A 16,751-nucleotide genomic window follows, 5' to 3' on the forward strand; every position below is an offset into this window, starting at 1 on the left:
GGCGACTCATGGGTCGCCCTCGATATTATGTGTATCGCGACGGGCTCGTCGCCCGGCCGGGATCAGCGATCCCGGTTCAGCCGGATGAGGCGGTCCAGTATCAGCTCGCCATCGACTCGCAAGCCGTTGTGTTCATATTCGTTGGTGATCCAGGCGCGGCTGTTGCCAAGTCCCTTGAGGGTCTCGCGGCTGTAGTCGAACTCCACATACATGTCTTCGGCATAGACGGCGCAGGCCACGGGCACAGTGTTGCGGGCCAGCTGCGCGGGATCGTAGAGGGGGCCCCAATCGGCCTTTTTGGCCAGCAGGTGGGCCGCGTTCTTGAGTGGTATCAGCTCGCGGAACTGCTCGAACATCCAGGGGAAGATCATCTCGCCGGTGAAGGCGAAATCCTTGCCGGGTGCCCAGGCCAGGGCCGGGTATTCGGCTCTGACCCGCTCGGCCGCCCAGTTGCTGGCGGCCCCTTCGGCGTAGATGGACTCATGCAGTATGGCGAACACAGGGTTGGTGTTGAACGGCTGCATGGCTTGCAGCTGATAGAGGAAAGCGGGGTTGAGCCGCTCGCCGATGAAGGCATCTTCCAGCAGGTAGTAGAGCTCCTCGAAGGCACCGCTGGCGCCGAGATCCAGCCCCTGCTGCTGCAACTGCTCCACCGTCAGGCGCTGGCCGTTGGGCAGGCGCACCTCGTGGCTGTGCAGGTGGTTTGCCAGCCGGTTGGCGATGGCCTGGGCATGGGGGAAACGGGCGAAGAAGGCGCGGTTCTTGTCCGCCACCCGCTGATAGGTGGCGCGATAGACCTCGTCTGCACTGCGACCTATGGGGGCCACGCCGCCTGTGAGGTAGACCTCGTGCAGACTGTCCGGGAACAGGGAAAGGTAGGTTAGGCTGCAAAAGCCGCCGAAGCTCTGGCCAAGCAGGCTCCAGGGGCGAGCAGGACTCAGGATGGCGCGAACATATTCCGCATCCCGCACTATGCTGTCGGCGCGAAACAGGCTGAGGTAGTCGGCCTGCTCCTGGGCGCTGCGCTGGGCCAGCGCATCGGCACTGATGGGGGTTGAGTGGCCGGTGCCGCGCTGATCGAGCAGCAATACCCGAAACTCCTGCAGGGCCCGCTTGAGCCAGCCGCTATTGGCGGTCGGACGCGGGGCACCAAAGCCGGGCCCCCCTTGCAGGAACAGCAGCCAAGGCAGCTCCTCGTGCAGCCTGTCCTGGCGGCAGAGGGTGCGACCAAACAGGATGAGCGTCTCCTCATCGTCCGGCTGCTGGTGATCAAGGGGCACGGTGAAGAAGTGTGGCTCGCAATGGATGCCGTCCAGCACGTAACGCAAGGGGCTGCTCATCTGACGTTCTCCCTGAACGAGGTGATTTTTTGGTGGGAGCCATATCATAACCATGGCCCCCGGCCCGGTCACGCCGGTTTTTGAAAGGGGTGGCAAGATGGGTAATTTCCCTCATGTTGCTCGCGATCCTGTGCCCGCAGTCAGCCCCCCGTCTTCTTGCTCATGAAATCTTCATCCTCTATGCCTATCGCTCCCCTTCTATCAAGGTGACATCCGGTGTGGCATCGACAAAAAACCACCGCCACACCCTGCTTTGTGACCTCCAGATGACCCTTTTCATGGTTGGGAGTGGGCAACTGATTGAAATGGGATTGGTTGTTTTTTGCTCTTATAAGTAACCTTTCAGAAACAAATTGATTTGATGTCTAAATTAAATTCATGCCTTTCACTGTTGTTTATCTATTTGTTTTTTAATAGTGTTTTTGTTTATTCCTGCATTTTGTTTTTTTATTCACTCTTTTTTGTGTGGTTGATCCTTTCTGCTCTAATCTTTATGGTTGTTGCTGGTTGAACAATCAATTAACAAAAACATGCCCATAGTCGGAGTCTCTGAAAAGCGTCGCCAGCAACTGATCCAGGCCACCATCTCTTCGGTGGACGAGTTCGGTTTGCAACACACCACCATCTATCGCATCAGCACCCTGGCCGGCATGTCTTCCGGCATCATCAGCCACTATTTTGGTGGCAAGCAGGGTCTGATTGAAGCGGCCATGCGAGACCTGCAAGCCGCGCTTGGTCAGGCGCTGCGGGAGCGGCTCGTACCCGGTATGTCGCCACAAGCACGACTGATGGCGGTAGTGGAGGCAAATTTCACCCCTTTGCAGTGTTCCCGGGCCGTGGCGCGCACCTGGCTTGCTTTCTGGTCTCAGGCCAGCCATGAACCGGGCCTGGCCCGCCTGCAGCGGATCAATCAGCGGCGATTGCTGAGCAATCTGGCCTGCTCCTTCGGCTTGTGCCTGACCCGGCAAGAGGCACTGGCTGCCGCACAACAGAGCGCCGCCATGATAGATGGCTTCTGGCTACGCAGTGCTTTGAGCCCCAGCCCTGAACCCGATTTCAGCCGCGCTGAGCGGCTTTGCAAACTCTTTATCCAGCAACGACTGACCCCAGCGGAGTGAATTCATGTCTTTGAAGCGTTATCAGAATTTTGTCGACGGCCGTTATCTGGCCAATGCCTCTGGCGAGTACTTCGAGGTGATCAATCCGGCTAGCGGGGCCGTCATCTACGAGGTCGAGGTGGCCGATGAGGCAGTGCAAACTGCGGCCATTGCGAGTGCCCAGAAGGGTTTTGCGCTCTGGTCGGCCATGAGTGGGGTCGAGCGTGGCCGGATCCTGTTGCGGGCCGTGGCTCTGTTGCGTGAGCGTAACGATATCCTGGCTGCCATCGAGGTAGCCGACACCGGCAAGCCCTGGCAGGAAGCCTCTGTGGTGGACGTGGTGACTGGCGCCGACAGCATAGAGTTCTTCGCCGGCCTGGCCGCTGCCATCGAGGGCAATCAGCAGCAGCTGGGGGCTGATTTTTACTACAGCCGCCGCGAACCCCTCGGCATCTGTGCCGGGATCGGCGCCTGGAACTACCCGCTGCAAATTGCCTGCTGGAAGGCGGCCCCCGCGCTGGCCTGCGGCAACAGCATGATCTTCAAACCCTCGGAAGAGACGCCCCTCGGTGCCCTCAAGCTGGCGGAGATCTTCATCGAGGCCGGCATGCCCGCCGGCGTCTTCAATGTGGTGCAGGGGGATGGCCGGGTCGGTGCCTGGCTGAGTCAGGCGCCCGAGGTGGCCAAGATCTCCTTCACCGGCGAGGTGGGCACCGGCAAGAAGGTGATGCGCGCTGCTGCTGAGACCCTCAAGGGGGTGACCATGGAGCTGGGGGGCAAGTCCCCCCTCATCATCTTCGACGATGCGGATCTGGAAGAGGCGGTCAGCGCCGCCATGGTGGCGAACTTCTATACCCAGGGCGAGGTGTGCACCAATGGCACCCGCGTCTATGTGCAACAGGGGATCTACCCCGCCTTCATGGCGCGGCTGCTGGCCCGAACCCGGGACAATATCCGGATCGGCGACCCCATGGATCCCGCCACCAACTTCGGTGCCCTCATCTCTCGCGAGCATCAGCGCAAGGTGCTCGACTACATCCGCATCGGCCAGGAAGAGGGGGCCACCCTGCGCTGTGGCGGGGAGGCGCTGCGGCCGGCCATGGCGCCGGATGGCTTCTTCGTCGCCCCCACCATCTTCAGCGAATGCCGGGACGAGATGCGGATCTGCCGTGAAGAGATTTTCGGCCCCGTTATGTCCGTGCTCAGTTTCGAGCAGGAAGAGGAGGTGGTGCGGCGAGCCAACGACACTGCCCTGGGGCTGGCGGCCGGGGTCTTTACCCGGGACATTCGCCGCGCCCACCGGGTGGTGCACCAGTTGCAGGCCGGGATCTGCTGGATCAACAGCTATGGCGCCTCCCCGGCCGAGATGCCGGTGGGCGGCTTCAAGCAGTCCGGCATAGGGCGGGAGAACGGCCTGGCAACCCTGCAACACTACACCCAGCTCAAGTCCGTCTATGTCGGCATGCAAGCGATCCAGAGTCCGTTTTAAGGAGGCACCATGACGCAATTCGATTACATCATAGTGGGGGCGGGCAGCGCTGGCTGCGTGCTGGCCAACCGCCTGAGCGAAGATGGTCAGCACAGGGTGCTGCTGCTGGAGACGGGGGGCAGCGACAAGAGCATCTTCATCCAGATGCCGACCGCCCTCTCCATTCCCATGAACACCAAAAAGTATGCCTGGCAGTTCGAGACCGAGCCCGAGCCCCATCTGGACGGGCGGCGCATGCACTGCCCACGGGGCAAGGTACTGGGAGGCTCTTCCTCCATCAACGGCATGGTCTATGTGCGCGGCCACGCCGGAGACTTTGACGAGTGGCAGCAGGCGGGGGCGCAGGGCTGGGACTATGCCCATTGCCTGCCCTACTTCAAGCGGGCCGAGCAGTGGGCCTTCGGTGGGGATGAGTATCGCGGCACTGAGGGACCGATTGGAGTCAACAACGGCAACCAGATGCAAAACCCCCTCTATCAGGCTTTCGTCGATGCCGGTGTGGAAGCGGGCTACGACGGGACGGCGGATTACAACGGCCGCCAGCAGGAGGGGTTCGGCCCCATGCACATGACGGTCAGGCAGGGGGTTCGCAGCTCCAGTGCCAATGCCTATCTCAGACCCGCCATGGAGCGGGCCAACCTCACAGTGCTGACCGGTGCTCTGGTCCACAAGGTGTTGCTCGAGGACAAACAGGCGGTCGGGGTACGCTTCGAACGCAAGGGCAAGATGGAGGAGGTGAGGGCCGGCAAGGAGGTGATCCTGAGTGCAGGGCCTATCGGTTCCCCTCATCTGCTGCAACTCTCCGGCATCGGCGATCCCGATACCCTGAGGGCGGCAGGGATAGGGGTACTGCACCCTCTGCCCGGGGTGGGCGAAAACCTGCAGGACCATCTGGAGTTCTACTTCCAGTTTCGCTGTCAGCAACCCATCACCCTCAATGGCAAACTGGGTCTGTGGGACAAATTCCTCATCGGCAGCCGCTGGCTGCTGCGCAAGGATGGCCTGGGGGCGACCAATCACTTCGAGTCTTGTGGCTTCATCCGCTCCAGGGCGGGGGTGCCCTGGCCGGATCTGCAATACCATTTCCTGCCTGCCGCCATGCGTTATGACGGCAAGGAGGCGTTTGCGGGCCATGGCTTCCAGGTTCACATAGGTCACAACAAGCCCCGCAGTCGCGGCCAGGTGAAGGTTCGCTCGGCCGACCCGCGGATGGCACCCGCCATCCGCTTCAATTACCTCTCCCATCCGGATGATGTCGAAGGATTTCGCGCCTGCGTGCGACTGACCCGGGAGATCATCGGTCAACCGGCCCTGGATGCCTATCGGGGAGAGGAGATACAACCAGGGGGGGCGGTACAAAGCGACGAGCAGATAGATGCCTTCGTGCGCAGTGCCGTGGAGAGCGCCTACCACCCCTCCTGCTCCTGCAAGATGGGGACGGACTCCCTGGCGGTGGTGGATCCCGAGACCCGGGTTCATGGCCTGCAGGGGCTGCGGGTGGTGGATTCGTCCATCTTCCCGACCATTCCCAATGGCAACCTCAATGCCCCCACCCTGATGGTGGCCGAGCGCGCCGCCGACCTGATCCTGGGCAAGGTGCCACTGACGGCGCACCCGGTCGAGGTGGGGCTGGCCGACCACTGGCAGGAGAAGCAGCGTCCGCGGGAGCCAGTGCGTTCCCTGGCTTGAGCCCGTTGGTTGAATAAAAAGAGATGCCACTACCCGGATGGCAGTTCGTCAGACCTTAGCTATCGCCCGATCGCACTTGATACCGGCGATAGCTAAGCCCTGATCCCGTGTCCATTTCCCCTCGCCACTGCGGGGTAGGGGAAACCATGGCCGCAGGAAGCCGAACTGCCTCTTGAACACCACAATGCAATGACAAGGAGCACTTATGTTTGGTCACGAAAGGGATATCGCAGGAGGTCAGTCATGACAGTCTGGCTCAGTGCAGGAATACTGTTTACCTTTGCCGCTATCGCCTTTGTGCTCTATCGCTGGGGCAATATTCGTTGTATCGGTACCACGCCGGTGCGCACCTTTACCTTCGTCGCCATCCTGTTCACCTCCGGCCTGGATGTGGGGCTCATCATGTTCCCGCTCACCGAGTTTGCCGGTTATGCCGATCTTCAGGCGAGCCCGGAATATGGCTTCACCAATCCGCTTGCCATTGAATTCGGTTACTGGGGATTTCTTATCTGGGGTTTCTACTTTCTAACCTGTTTCTATTTTTGCGTGATAGAACCCAGAGTGAAGTTCTTTGAGCTGGCGCCGGTGAAGTTCCTCAACAACCTGGTGATCATAGGCACTTGTGCCTTCACCGCTTATCTGCTGCTGAGCAACCTGCCCTGGTATCTGCCCCAGATCGGGGATGGCGAGAGCCTGGTGGCGAGTTTTTACCTGATAGTGCTGCTGGTGATTGCGCTCTCCATCTATTCGAGCACCAGCCTGAAGTTCGTCAGGATCCTGAGTCTGGGCACGACGACCTGCTTCATCGCCCTGATCGCCCTGATGTGGGGCGCCGCCTTTCTCACGCCGGCAGGATCCCTGGCCGACTTTGCCGCGACGCTGGCGCTGGTGGGAGGATACTTTGGTCACATAGAGCGCTTCGTGCTGCCCCTCAATGATTACCACGCCTTTTACCTCTATTGGTGGTTCTCCTGGAGCATCATGATAGGTCAGTTCACCGCCCGCTTCGTCGGCGGCCTGCGCACCTGGCAACTGCTGGGGGCCATGCTGGTGTTCCCCTCCTTGGCCATCGCCGTCTGGTTCGCCGTGCTCTACTACTACCACGAGCAGGGGCTCTCGACCGCCGGCTTCTTCAACTGGGCCATGGTCGCCGTGGGGATCACCATGGTGATCAATTCCCTCGACTCCCTGATCCGCCTCTATACCGACAACCTGGGGTTGACGACCCAGCGGCTCGGCCAGTGGCCTTACTTCGGGCTCAACCTGCTGATGCTGGCCGGCTTGACCCTGCTGTTCAAGCTCGACTTCCTGCAGATCCAGTGGGTCGGTGCCCTGGTGATCGGCCTCTTCTTCGCCTGTTTCGGCTACATCATCAGGTACAAGCTGAAGGCGGTGAGCAGCATAGAGGGCGCGCCAAAGGAGAATCGCCTCGACTACGGCAAGATAGAGCTGGCCGGATAAGAGGGGGAGCCAGGGGCGCAGAGTCGGTGTGCTTCAAGCCCGAAGCCGCCGGTCAGTCACCCCCTTGTGAGCCAGGCGTACGATCGCCCGCACATCCGCGCGTCAGCATGCTGATGAAGCGGGACAGGGCGGGTCTCTTTGATGAATTTATTATCGAGGCAAAGGTTGACGATAAAGGGAGGCTGACACAAAGATGGCTCGCCTGCCGATGTGCGCAGGGATCAGTGCTGGAACAGGGTGAGGTGGACTCGGTGAAGCCATCGTGGATACGACGTCGGAAAAAAGAGAAAGGGGTAAACCCGGAAGGCGTGCTGCAAACAGGGCTCTTGCTGTTTAGTGCCGCCTGTGGGGCTACCCTGCTATTGGCAGCCTGCAACGGCAGCTGAAAGGCATAAAAAAAGCCCGCTCGATGAGCGGGCTCTTCAAATTTGGCTCCTCCTGCTGGACTTGAACCAGCGACATACGGATTAACAGTCCGCCGTTCTACCGACTGAACTAAGGAGGAATTATTGGTGCCCAGAGACGGAATCGAACCGCCGACACGGGGATTTTCAATCCCCTGCTCTACCGACTGAGCTATCTGGGCAACGGCGCGCATTAAACCCTTTATACGCAGATGTGTCAACCACAGGGGGCAGATTGAGGTACCGTTCGCTCGATAACCGAGCAATTTCCCCTCCTGTCAGCGGTTTTTACCCTCAATTCTGCCTTGTTGTGCTGTTTTTTCGTTGTGGGCAATGAAAAAGGGGGCCAGAGCCCCCTGGGTGCATTGGATGACTCAGTGACGGCTGACGATGATCCGTCCCGTGCTCATGTCGCGGGCCTGACCCGTGACGCTGATCTTGAGACCATGCTCGGGCAGCAGGCGACCCGCATCCGGGATCTCCTTGCTCTGGTAGCTGCGGGAATCCTTGAACACCCGGTTCGGGGTGACCCAGAAATCGCGCAGCAGGGAGCCGCTCGGGTGTTTGAGGTTGAGCGGTTGCTGGAAGCCCAGGCTGAAGGTGGCATCGTGGATCTGGTAGCGGGTGCCGGCGACGGCGCCGTCACTCCACTTCAGAGTGCGTTGGTCTGCATCAACGACGCCGAGGAAGCCCTCACCCGGGTGGACGCCTACCCAGTTGTTGTCCTGGCTGTTGTCCACGTACCAGAGCAACATGCCCGGCTCGTAGCGCATCAGCTGGTCAGACACATTGATGTGGGCCAGTCCCTTGTCGACCCCCGCATGGTTGCGCCACTCGGCCAGATAGTAGTGATCCTTGGCCTCGTTGCCGTTGCTCTTCACAAACCCGGCCAGGGTAAAAGCGGAGTTGCCTTCGGCACCGTCGCTCACCAGCGTATCCCCGTCGGCCAGGATCAGGATCTCATCCACGAACAGGCCGTTCTCGGCCACGCCGCCATCGCTCAGGTATTGCAAGGTGAGGGTTATCTTCTGACCGGCCCAGGGGCTCAAGTCAAATTCGGCATCGGTCCAGCCATTGGAGTTGCCCGTGATGCCGACGCCAAAGCCGATCCCGTTCGGATCGTCGCTGGTGGTCAGGTTGCCGGGGATGGGCTGCCCGTTGACCAGCACCCGCCCATAGTCAAACCCCTCTTCAATCTGGTACCAGGCCTTGAACGCCAGACTGGCGCTCTGCTTGCCGGTCAAGTCCAGGGTCAGGTTCATGCGGTTGTCGAGGTTGTTGGCCTTGCCTCCGTGGTATTCGTATTGGCCGGCATAAGGCGGATTGAGCGGGATCTGCTTGGCGGGCAGATTGATGCGTACCACGTCGTCGTTGCGGCCCTTGTCGTTGGCTTGATCCAGCATGTAGACGTTGCCGCGGGGGCTGAGGTCGGCTAGCTGCACATTGCTACCGTGCAACCAGTTGCCACCGAGGGAGGCCTGCAGGAACTCCTTGGCCCAGGCAGAGAAACCGGTCGGCTCTGTGCCGCCTATCACGCCGGCCCAGGAGCCGGATGACATGATGGACCAGGTGGCCACAGGTTCACCCTTGCCGGTGTACTTGGTGTCGTACTCGTCCGGCAGTCCCAGATCGTGGCCATATTCATGGGCACAGACCCCGGCCGCCGCATCGATGGGCTGGATGGTGTAGTCGTAGGCGGCAAACTGGCCGCCGAAGTTGCCGTTCGGGCTGCTGGTGCCGGGGATGGGGAAGGGGGCGCCCAGGTTCCAGCGATGGGCCCAGATGGCATCTTCGCCAAGGTCGCCACCACCCGCCTCTTCCCCCACGCTGGAGTGAAAGATCATCAGGTGGTCGATGAGACCGTCCGGCTCGTTCCGGTTGCCGTTGCCGTTGAGATCGTAACGATCCTCCTGGTCAAACTGGGCCAGATCGATGGAGGGGTCATTGGCAACCTGGATCAACGCCTCCTTCACCAGGTCCCGAATGGTGTTGGGGGTGGCATTGGCGCCGTAGTAGGCGGCATTCTTGTCGGCGGTATACCAGCCTGCCACCTGCCCGCGCACGCTGTAGCTCTTGCCGGATTGCTGCTCGTAGAACTGGCGCATGGAGATGAAGGTTTCACCGTTAGGGCCCTTGTAGCCCTTGCTGGAAAACAGCAGGTCGTTGTAGTGCTCGGGTGTGTAGTCCGGGTAGTACATCTTGGTGAGATCCGGGGTGACGCTGTTCTTCGGGTAGTCAGGAAAGTCCACCAGGATGGCGAGGATCTTGTCCTTGCGCATCTTGCCGTTGTAGTGCTCCTTTTCGATGGACTTGAGCAGCAGGGTGGGTACCCGGTCGCCAGGACGGGCCGTGCCGTTCAGGCGGATCTTCTTGAGGATGGTCTCCCGCATCTTGCCCTCTTTCACCGCCAGGGTGCCGCTGTGGCCCTGGTAGGCTCGCGACTTTTCGCGATAAAAACGGGCGAGGGCGGCCTGCTCCATCTCGGGGGAGGCCAGGGTGGGGATGCGGCCGCTTTTCTTCAGCATATCCAGCACCTTCACCTCGTCGGCCAGGGGGGCATCGAACGGGCCATGTACCGGGGCGGCCATGGCGTGGTTTCCAATCATAAGGGTTGAGCCGATGATCAGGCTCATTATTGTTTTTTTAGGCATTCTATGTGCTCCTTCACATGATAAAAGGGAGCCTTGCTGGCTCCTCTTTCCGTACGGGCCCTGTTGCGCCCGCGTCCCTTGATACACCCCTTGAGTGACCCTTGTCACTGAGTGAGAACTGGTGGATAGTGCTGATTTCACAGTGCTTTTCGATGGGGTTGTGCGTATCGTCAATCCAGATGTGAAGTTCCGTATGGGACATTTCACGAGAAGCGGCAGATTACACTTTATTAACCTTTTATGATGGCACCCCATTTGGGGTGGCCCCGGGCGAGCCGCTATCTTGGCTTGCGCATTGAGCCGGATGCACTCTGCGGGTATGCTTTGCCGCAACTATGCCGCGCCGGGTGAATGTGAGCCGAAGCAGGCACCCGATTGCCGACGGCATGTGACACTAACAAAGTAGTAGCTGGGGTTAATATGAGTCTTGATATGCAAGAGTGGCGTGCAGAGACCACCGCCATCGTCAACGAGTTGCTGGCCGATGGCAGCAACCCTGATCTGGAATATGACATTGAGCACCACTTCGCCTGTCAGGATTTCGATCAGCTGGAGAAAGCGGCCGTCGACCTGTTCAAGGCCGGTTTTGAAGTGACTGACGCGGAAGAGATGGAGCTGGATGACGGCGCCCCCATCTTCTGTTTCGATGCCACCATAGAGCGCAAGCTGGACATAGAGACCATAGTGGCTGACATCGAGAAAATGTTGCCGATCCTCAAAAAGTACGGCGTGGATTACGACGGCTGGGGCACTTACTTCCAGGAGTAAGGACAACCGCGGGTGTCGGCGCTATGCCGGACAACAAAAAGGCCACTTTCGAGTGGCCTTTGTTTTGTCTGCGGTCAGCTGCCGGGCAACTGATAGTTGCGGGCAAACTCGTCGGGTGGCAGCGGGCGGCTGAACAGGTAGCCTTGCAGCCGATCGCAACCGGCTTGTACCAGCCAGGCTTGCTGCTCGGGGGTTTCAACCCCTTCGGCTGTGATCCTGATCCCAAGCTCGTGGCCCAAGCCGATGACGGAGCGCACTATGGCGGTGGTGGCCTGGTTGGTGGCCAGCCCCTGGGTGAAGCTGCGGTCCAGCTTGAGGGTAGCCACCTGCAGCCTGGGCAGGTAGGCGAGCGAGCAGTAACCTGTGCCGAAGTCATCGATGGCGAGCTGGAACCCCGCCTCAATCAGATTGGCGAGGTTGCTCTCAATCTCGTCGGCGTTCTCCATCAGCACCCCTTCGGTGATCTCCAGCTCCAGTTGCCAGGGGGCGAGCCCGTGACGCTCTATGCAGGCGAAGATCTGCGGGCAGAGGTCGGGGTCACGAAATTGCAGCGGTGACAGATTGATTGAGAGCACCAGATCCGGCGCCGCACCCTGCCAGCGAGCCAGTTGGGCACAGCCTTGTTCCAGCATGCGCTGACCGAGCTGGCCGATGAGCCCCAGCTCCTCTGCCAGCGGGATGAATTCATCTGGCGAGATCATGCCGAGTTCGGGGTGGGGCCAGCGGCAGAGCAGTTCAGCCCCGTGCAACTGGTTGTTGCGGGTGCTGATGATGGGCTGATAGACGGCGGTGAGCTGCCCCGACTTGATGGCCAGCGGCAGCTGGGCCGCGATCAGCTGACGGCGTTTGAGTTTGGCGTCTAGCTCGGGATCGAACAGGGTACAGTGCTGCTGCTGACGCTTGCCCTGGGCCAGCGCGGCCTCGGCATGGCTCAATAGCCGTTCGGCATCGTTGGCCCTGCCGTGGGCGATGCCGAGGAACACAGGGATCTGGATCCTGTGTTCTTCGATCTGGTAGGGCACCATCAGCTCGTTTTGCAGGCGGCGACTCCAGTCTGCCAGCGGTTCGCTCAGCTCGGGCAGCAGCATGGCGAAGTCGTCGGCGGCGACCCGGCACACCAGTGACTGGGGCGGTGCCAGCTGTTGCAGACGACGAGCTACCTGGCTCAGCAGGCGATCGGCGACCCGGATGCCGAAGCGGTCATTGATCTCGCGAAAGTGTTGCAGGTCGACCAGCAGCAGGCTGGCCTTGCGGGCCCCGAGGTGGCGACTGGTCTGCAGAAAATGGGAGAGTTTGAGCAGGCCGGTCAGGCTGTCGTAGTGCTGCTCCTGCTGCAACTGGGCCTGGGTGGTCCGCAGTCCCGTGATGTCACGGCTCAAGGTCAGGATGCCGAGGGAGTTGCCCTCGTCGTCCGGCACATCGACCCGGGTTATCTCCAGGTGGCGGCCCTGACCGTTGGCATCCACTAGGCAGTATTCGCCCCGCCCCATGGGCAACTCGGTGGAGAGTCTGTGTGCGACACGCTGGCCGAGCGCCTCGCTCGCCGCCATGCCCATGAAGTCGAGAAAGGCCTGGTTGCAGTCGATGAGCAGTCCCTGATGGTCTTCCAGCCGGATGGGATCCGGGATGGCGTCAAGCAGCCGGCGCTGCAGCTGCTGCTGCTGGCGAAAGGTCTGCTCCAGCTCCTTGCGCTGGCCAATCTCGTTGACCATGCCAAACAGCGCTACTGGCTTGCCCTGCTCGTCATAGAGGGGGATCTTGTGGATTTCCATCCAACGGGTGCTATCGCCACTGTTGCAGTGCAGCTGCTGATAGAGCAGAGGATTGCCCTCTGCCAGCAGGCGATCATCCTCTTCCCGAAAGATGTTGCCCCATGGCATCTCTATGTCCGTCTTGCCGATAAGCTCTTCTGTTTGCTGCAGACCGGCCTGCTCCACAAACGTGCGGTTGGCAAACAGGTAGCGCCCGTCCGTATCCCGACAGAAGATATTCATGGGCAACTGATCGATGATCTGCTGTAACAGCGTCAGGGTGAGCAAGGAATTCACGCAGGCACTCACGGGGGTAATTTCGAGCAAATCTATGATAGCAGACGGGTTTTGTAAAGCTTGGGTTAACGAGGATGCATTTCTGCCGATCTCTGCTGACAGTCTGTGTCGTCAACGCCATAATAGCCGCCGGTTGGCCGATGGCCGAATAATATGGATGAGAGAAGCAGCATGAAAAAGATATTGGGGATCGCCCTGGCCCTGCTGATGGCCGGGTGTGCCAGCGACAACAATGGTGGTGAGCAGTACCGCTATAACCCGCCGGTTGCCAAGGCGACCAACAACACCCAGGAGATGCAGATCCCGGTGGATCTGGTGTGGGCGCGCGCCGAGAAGTGGTTTGCCGATCATGGTCTCAACATCGAGAACAGCCAGCGTGGATCGGGTCTGATGACGGCCAACGTCGAAAATTCCGCCGATGGTCTGGAGTGGCTGGATTGCGGCACCATGGGCTCCAAAGTGGTGCTGGGCAACCCCAATCTGCAGATCAATCTGATCATCACCCAGAGCGGCAACAACAGCGTGGCGACCGTCAACGTCAAGGGCAATACCCAGCTCTACTTCGTTGAGTCGTCCGGTGAGCGTGTCGCAGCTCCTTCCATCACGCCTGTCTGTGTCTCCCAGGGGCGCCTGGAACAGAGTCTGTTTGCCACTCTGGGCAACTGATCCGCCTCTGTCAGCCGCCTGCTTGTCTGGTGGCCAGCATCACCCCCCCCTTGCTTGCAGCGGGGTGTTTGTTTTTGGGTGGCCAGCGTGCCCTGAATAGAGGGTATATGCCGCCGTCAGCGCATTTCAGGTTCTGACACCCGGGTGCCCCTGTGTTGCCGCCAGACATAAAGAAAAACGCCCCCGGCAGGGGCCGGGGGCGTTCGGAGCGTCAGCACGACTGGCTGGCGACTAGAGGGCGCTGTCGCCGTGAAAGAGAGCCTGCTCGCCGGATTTGAGCACATAGCCTTTCCAGGGGAAGAGCTGGTAGGCACCTCCCTGCCAGGACCAGTTGCCCTCATCCCCTTGTCGGGTCAGCAAGGTCTGCTCACCGTTTGGCAGGGTCAATTCGGCCTTGCTCTGGTCGGTATTGAACAGCACGAAGGCGCTTCCGGTCTCATTCGCATCGAGCGATTGCAGCCGCACCGCCTGTTCGAACAGACGCACGCACTGGTTGGTCAACGCGGACCATTGATAACCGGCGCTGGCACGACAGCCGTGGATATCCTGATCATTGCCGACCATATGCTGGGTCGGGGTACTGCAAGCCGCCAGCAGCAGGGAGGCGGCCATCAGAGTCAGAGTGCGCATGCTTACTCCTGCTTGTCTTCGAGATTGTCCCGTTCGATGACGATGTTGGAGAAACCCAGCTCCTTGAAGTAGTTCTCCTGGTAATCCTTCACGCTCTTCTTGTCGCGGCGGCAGACTTGGGCCAGCTGGGCCTCCATGGCGTGGAAGCTGGAGAGATCCAGCCCTTCGGCGGCGGCAATGGCATCGTAGATGCTGCGAAACTTGTCGTTCGCATAGCCGAGCTCTTTGGTCTGCTTTTTGTAGGTGTAGGTAATCTTAAACGCCATCTGGCCCTTCCTTCTTCAATTTGGCTTGCTTGCGTTGGACATAGAGATAGAGGCTTTCGACCTTCTCCCGTGCCCAGGGGGTCTTGCGCAAGAACTTCAAGCTGGACTTGATACTGGGGTCGTCGGTGAAGCAGCGGATGTTTATCTGCTGTCCGAGCTCTGCCCAGCCATAGTGCTCGACCAGGGCGGTGACGATCGCCTCCAGGGTCAGCCCGTGCAGCGGGTTTTTTGCTTGCGAGGAGCCTGGCTGGTCACTCATGCGTCGGCCGCCAGCTTGGCAAAGGGTTGACCCATGCGAGTGGTGACGCCATTGGCCAGATGGGGCTCAAAACCGGCCAGCATGCCAGGGCCAAACAGGCAGACCACTGTGCTACCGAGCTTGAACAGGCCCATCTCGGCCCCTTTTTGCAGTGTGATGGCTTCATCACCGCTGTAATCCCAACGCACCACTTCTTTCTGCCTGCTCGGCGCTATATTGCCGGCCCAGATGGTTTCGATACTGGCGACGATAGTGGCGCCGACCAGCACCAGCGCCATGGGGCCATGGGGGGTGCGGAAGGTGGCGACCACACGTTCGTTGCGAGCGAACAGGTTGGGCACGTTCTCGGCGGTGAGCGGGTTGACGGAGAAGAGATCCCCCGGCACGAACACCATGCTTTCCAGCACGCCGTCCAGCGGCATATGGATGCGGTGGTAATCCTTGGGTGCCAGATAGATGGTGGCAAAGTCCCCACCCTTGAATGGCGCCACCAGATCCTCATAACCGCCCAGCAGCTCGCGGGCGCTGTAGTCGTGACCCTTGGCCTGGATGATGCGGCCCTGATGGATGGGGCCGAGCTGGCTGACGGTGCCGTCCACCGGCAGGGCCAGGGTCATGGCATCCTCGACCAGCGGACGGATCCCCGGCTTGAGCTCGCGGGTGAAGAAGGCGTTGAAGCTCGCGTAGTGGGCCGGATCTTCGTGCAGCGCTTCGCTCATGTCGACGCCGTACTGCTTGATAAAGGCCTCTATCACCCTGGTGGTGAGGTTGCCCGCTTCTGCGGCAGCCAGCTTGCCCACCAGACGGGAGAGGGCGTGCTTGGGCAAACAGTATTGACCGGCAATTTTCAGGTTGTCAGTGATGCTCATGATCTTGATCTGGTCTTTATGGAAAGAGGGTTGAATAGGTCACGTCCGGGCTTGTTGCCGACCGTGGCGGGCTTCCTGCATGGTTTCCAGGATGCGGTGATAGTTGTGGAAGCGATCGGCACTGATGTCGCCACGGTCGACCGCCGCACGCAGGGCGCAGCCTGGGTCGTCCTTGTGGGTGCAGTCGCGGAATCGGCAACTACCCAGGTAGTCACGAAACTCGATGAAGCACCAGGTGATGCGATCGGCTTCCAGATGCCAGAGTGCGAACTCGCGGATCCCGGGGGAGTCGATGAGATCGCCGCCGCTCGGGAAGTGATAGAGTCGCGCTGTGGTAGTGGTGTGCGTACCTAGCCCCGAGTTTTCGGAGATCTCGCCGGTCAGCACATCCAGCCCCGGCATCAGGGCGTTGGTGAGCGACGATTTGCCCACCCCGGACTGGCCGACGAAGATGCTGATCTTGCCTTCGAACTGGGCCTTGAGCTCATCGAGGCCTTCGCCGCTCTCACAGCTCACCAGGATCACCTGGTAGCCCAGCTTGCGATAGGGGTCGAGTTGTCGTTCGACACGGATGCGGGCAGGCTCATCGAGCATGTCGACTTTGTTCAGCACTATGAGTGGCTGTATCTCCACATCTTCGGCGGCGACCAGATAGCGGTCGACAATGTTGGTGGAGAACTCGGGCATCACCGCCGAGACGATGATGATCTGGTCGATGTTGGCGGCGATGGGTTTGACCCCGTCGTAGAAATCCGGCCGGGTCAACACTGAGTGGCGCGGATGTACCGCCTCAATGACCCCTGCGGTCGCGGTATTGAGGCCGGGCCGCCAGACCACCTTGTCGCCGCACACCAGGCTGCTGATGCTGCTGCGACGCAGGTTGCTGCGGTGGATGGTGCCGTCAGTCGCTTCTACGTCAGCATGCTGACCGAAACGGCTGATCACCACTCCTTCAATGGCCGGGCCAAACAGGGTGTCATCCACGACAGTGGTGTGATCTTTTTGCAACCGCCGCTCGCGGTTGGCCTGGACGCGCCTTTGTTGACCCAGATTGAGTTTTGCTTTCTTTGCCACTCGATTCGCCAGTTTATGAACAGATTCAAAGCCAGTATGA

Annotated in this window: 14 protein-coding genes and 2 tRNA genes; 6 read left to right on the forward strand and 10 right to left on the reverse strand. The window is 60.2% G+C overall.

The window, feature by feature from the left end:
* Positions 1–62: 62 nt before the first annotated feature.
* The gene (locus GWQ29_RS16020; protein ID WP_275919835.1) at positions 63–1,340 is read right to left on the reverse strand and encodes an alpha/beta hydrolase; all 1,278 of its coding nucleotides are present in this window, start codon (positions 1,338–1,340) and stop codon (positions 63–65) included.
* 530 nt (positions 1,341–1,870) lie between these two features.
* On the opposite strand from GWQ29_RS16020, the gene betI reads away from it, so the two are divergent.
* The 4 genes from betI to GWQ29_RS16040 all read left to right on the forward strand — a co-directional run bounded on the left by betI (position 1,871) and on the right by GWQ29_RS16040 (position 7,076).
* The gene (gene betI, locus GWQ29_RS16025) at positions 1,871–2,458 is read left to right on the forward strand and encodes a transcriptional regulator BetI (protein ID WP_275919836.1); all 588 of its coding nucleotides are present in this window, start codon (positions 1,871–1,873) and stop codon (positions 2,456–2,458) included.
* Between the two features lie 4 nt (positions 2,459–2,462).
* Positions 2,463–3,926 carry a betaine-aldehyde dehydrogenase gene (gene betB, locus GWQ29_RS16030; protein ID WP_219597743.1) on the forward strand — a complete coding sequence of 488 codons (1,464 nt, stop codon included), beginning with the start codon at positions 2,463–2,465 and terminating at the stop codon, positions 3,924–3,926.
* Between the two features lie 9 nt (positions 3,927–3,935).
* Positions 3,936–5,615: a choline dehydrogenase gene (gene betA / locus GWQ29_RS16035; RefSeq protein ID WP_275919837.1), complete on the forward strand. Its 1,680-nt coding sequence runs from the start codon at positions 3,936–3,938 to the stop codon at positions 5,613–5,615.
* A gap of 243 nt (positions 5,616–5,858) precedes the next feature.
* The gene (locus GWQ29_RS16040) at positions 5,859–7,076 is read left to right on the forward strand and encodes a BCCT family transporter (RefSeq protein WP_265420847.1); all 1,218 of its coding nucleotides are present in this window, start codon (positions 5,859–5,861) and stop codon (positions 7,074–7,076) included.
* A gap of 429 nt (positions 7,077–7,505) precedes the next feature.
* On the opposite strand, the gene GWQ29_RS16045 is transcribed toward GWQ29_RS16040, so the two are convergent.
* From GWQ29_RS16045 to GWQ29_RS16055, 3 genes are all read right to left on the reverse strand, one after another.
* Positions 7,506–7,581, reverse strand: a tRNA-Asn gene (locus tag GWQ29_RS16045).
* 5 nt (positions 7,582–7,586) lie between these two features.
* Positions 7,587–7,662, reverse strand: a tRNA-Phe gene (locus GWQ29_RS16050).
* 192 nt (positions 7,663–7,854) lie between these two features.
* Positions 7,855–10,131 (reverse strand): immune inhibitor A domain-containing protein, encoded by a 2,277-nt coding sequence (locus tag GWQ29_RS16055; RefSeq protein WP_265452905.1) that lies wholly within the window; start codon positions 10,129–10,131, stop codon positions 7,855–7,857.
* 420 nt (positions 10,132–10,551) lie between these two features.
* On the opposite strand from GWQ29_RS16055, the gene rraB reads away from it, so the two are divergent.
* Entirely contained in the window at positions 10,552–10,899 is a 348-nt protein-coding gene (gene rraB, locus GWQ29_RS16060; protein ID WP_011898395.1) for a ribonuclease E inhibitor RraB, read from the forward strand.
* 74 nt (positions 10,900–10,973) lie between these two features.
* Here rraB and GWQ29_RS16065 read toward each other — a convergent pair whose 3' ends face one another.
* Entirely contained in the window at positions 10,974–12,947 is a 1,974-nt protein-coding gene (locus GWQ29_RS16065) for an EAL domain-containing protein (protein ID WP_275919838.1), read from the reverse strand.
* Positions 12,948–13,118: 171 nt separating this feature from the next.
* Here GWQ29_RS16065 and GWQ29_RS16070 point away from each other — a divergent pair, with 171 nt between their 5' ends.
* Positions 13,119–13,613 (forward strand): hypothetical protein, encoded by a 495-nt coding sequence (locus GWQ29_RS16070; protein ID WP_275919839.1) that lies wholly within the window; start codon positions 13,119–13,121, stop codon positions 13,611–13,613.
* Positions 13,614–13,844: 231 nt separating this feature from the next.
* Here the strand turns inward: GWQ29_RS16070 and GWQ29_RS16075 are convergent, their stop codons facing one another.
* The 5 genes from GWQ29_RS16075 to rsgA are packed head-to-tail and all read right to left on the reverse strand — an operon-like array spanning position 13,845 to position 16,711.
* On the reverse strand, positions 13,845–14,243 hold the full coding sequence (locus tag GWQ29_RS16075) for a hypothetical protein (protein WP_059168175.1): 399 nt from the start codon (positions 14,241–14,243) through the stop codon (positions 13,845–13,847).
* Between the two features lie 2 nt (positions 14,244–14,245).
* A complete protein-coding gene (locus GWQ29_RS16080) occupies positions 14,246–14,509 on the reverse strand; it encodes a DUF2960 domain-containing protein (RefSeq protein WP_005317932.1) in 264 nt (87 codons plus the stop codon).
* Entirely contained in the window at positions 14,499–14,768 is a 270-nt protein-coding gene (locus GWQ29_RS16085) for a VF530 family protein (RefSeq protein WP_005317929.1), read from the reverse strand. The genes GWQ29_RS16080 and GWQ29_RS16085 overlap by 11 nt, the downstream gene beginning before the upstream one ends.
* Positions 14,765–15,637: an archaetidylserine decarboxylase gene (asd, locus tag GWQ29_RS16090; protein WP_169047499.1), complete on the reverse strand. Its 873-nt coding sequence runs from the start codon at positions 15,635–15,637 to the stop codon at positions 14,765–14,767. The genes GWQ29_RS16085 and asd overlap by 4 nt, the downstream gene beginning before the upstream one ends.
* A 39-nt stretch (positions 15,638–15,676) precedes the next feature.
* Positions 15,677–16,711, reverse strand: coding sequence for a small ribosomal subunit biogenesis GTPase RsgA (gene rsgA, locus GWQ29_RS16095; protein WP_275919840.1), 1,035 nt, complete (start codon positions 16,709–16,711; stop codon positions 15,677–15,679).
* Positions 16,712–16,751 lie beyond the last annotated feature (40 nt).

The sequence above is a fragment of the Aeromonas sp. 2HA2 genome, assembly GCF_029237345.1.
In the GTDB taxonomy this organism is placed as follows: domain Bacteria; phylum Pseudomonadota; class Gammaproteobacteria; order Enterobacterales; family Aeromonadaceae; genus Aeromonas; species Aeromonas salmonicida.

Bases quoted from the DNA above. Each gene is read 5' to 3' on its own strand.
- GWQ29_RS16075 (WP_059168175.1), bottom strand. From the start codon at position 14,243: ATGCGCACTCTGACTCTGATGGCCGCCTCCCTGCTGCTGGCGGCTTGC.
- GWQ29_RS16040 (WP_265420847.1), top strand. From the start codon at position 5,859: ATGACAGTCTGGCTCAGTGCAGGAATACTGTTTACCTTTGCCGCTATC.
- GWQ29_RS16055 (WP_265452905.1), bottom strand. From the start codon at position 10,131: ATGCCTAAAAAAACAATAATGAGCCTGATCATCGGCTCAACCCTTATG.
- GWQ29_RS16085 (WP_005317929.1), bottom strand. From the start codon at position 14,768: ATGAGTGACCAGCCAGGCTCCTCGCAAGCAAAAAACCCGCTGCACGGG.
- betB (WP_219597743.1), top strand. From the start codon at position 2,463: ATGTCTTTGAAGCGTTATCAGAATTTTGTCGACGGCCGTTATCTGGCC.
- GWQ29_RS16070 (WP_275919839.1), top strand. From the start codon at position 13,119: ATGAAAAAGATATTGGGGATCGCCCTGGCCCTGCTGATGGCCGGGTGT.
- betA (WP_275919837.1), top strand. From the start codon at position 3,936: ATGACGCAATTCGATTACATCATAGTGGGGGCGGGCAGCGCTGGCTGC.
- betI (WP_275919836.1), top strand. From the start codon at position 1,871: ATGCCCATAGTCGGAGTCTCTGAAAAGCGTCGCCAGCAACTGATCCAG.
- GWQ29_RS16020 (WP_275919835.1), bottom strand. From the start codon at position 1,340: ATGAGCAGCCCCTTGCGTTACGTGCTGGACGGCATCCATTGCGAGCCA.
- GWQ29_RS16080 (WP_005317932.1), bottom strand. From the start codon at position 14,509: ATGGCGTTTAAGATTACCTACACCTACAAAAAGCAGACCAAAGAGCTC.
- rraB (WP_011898395.1), top strand. From the start codon at position 10,552: ATGAGTCTTGATATGCAAGAGTGGCGTGCAGAGACCACCGCCATCGTC.
- asd (WP_169047499.1), bottom strand. From the start codon at position 15,637: ATGAGCATCACTGACAACCTGAAAATTGCCGGTCAATACTGTTTGCCC.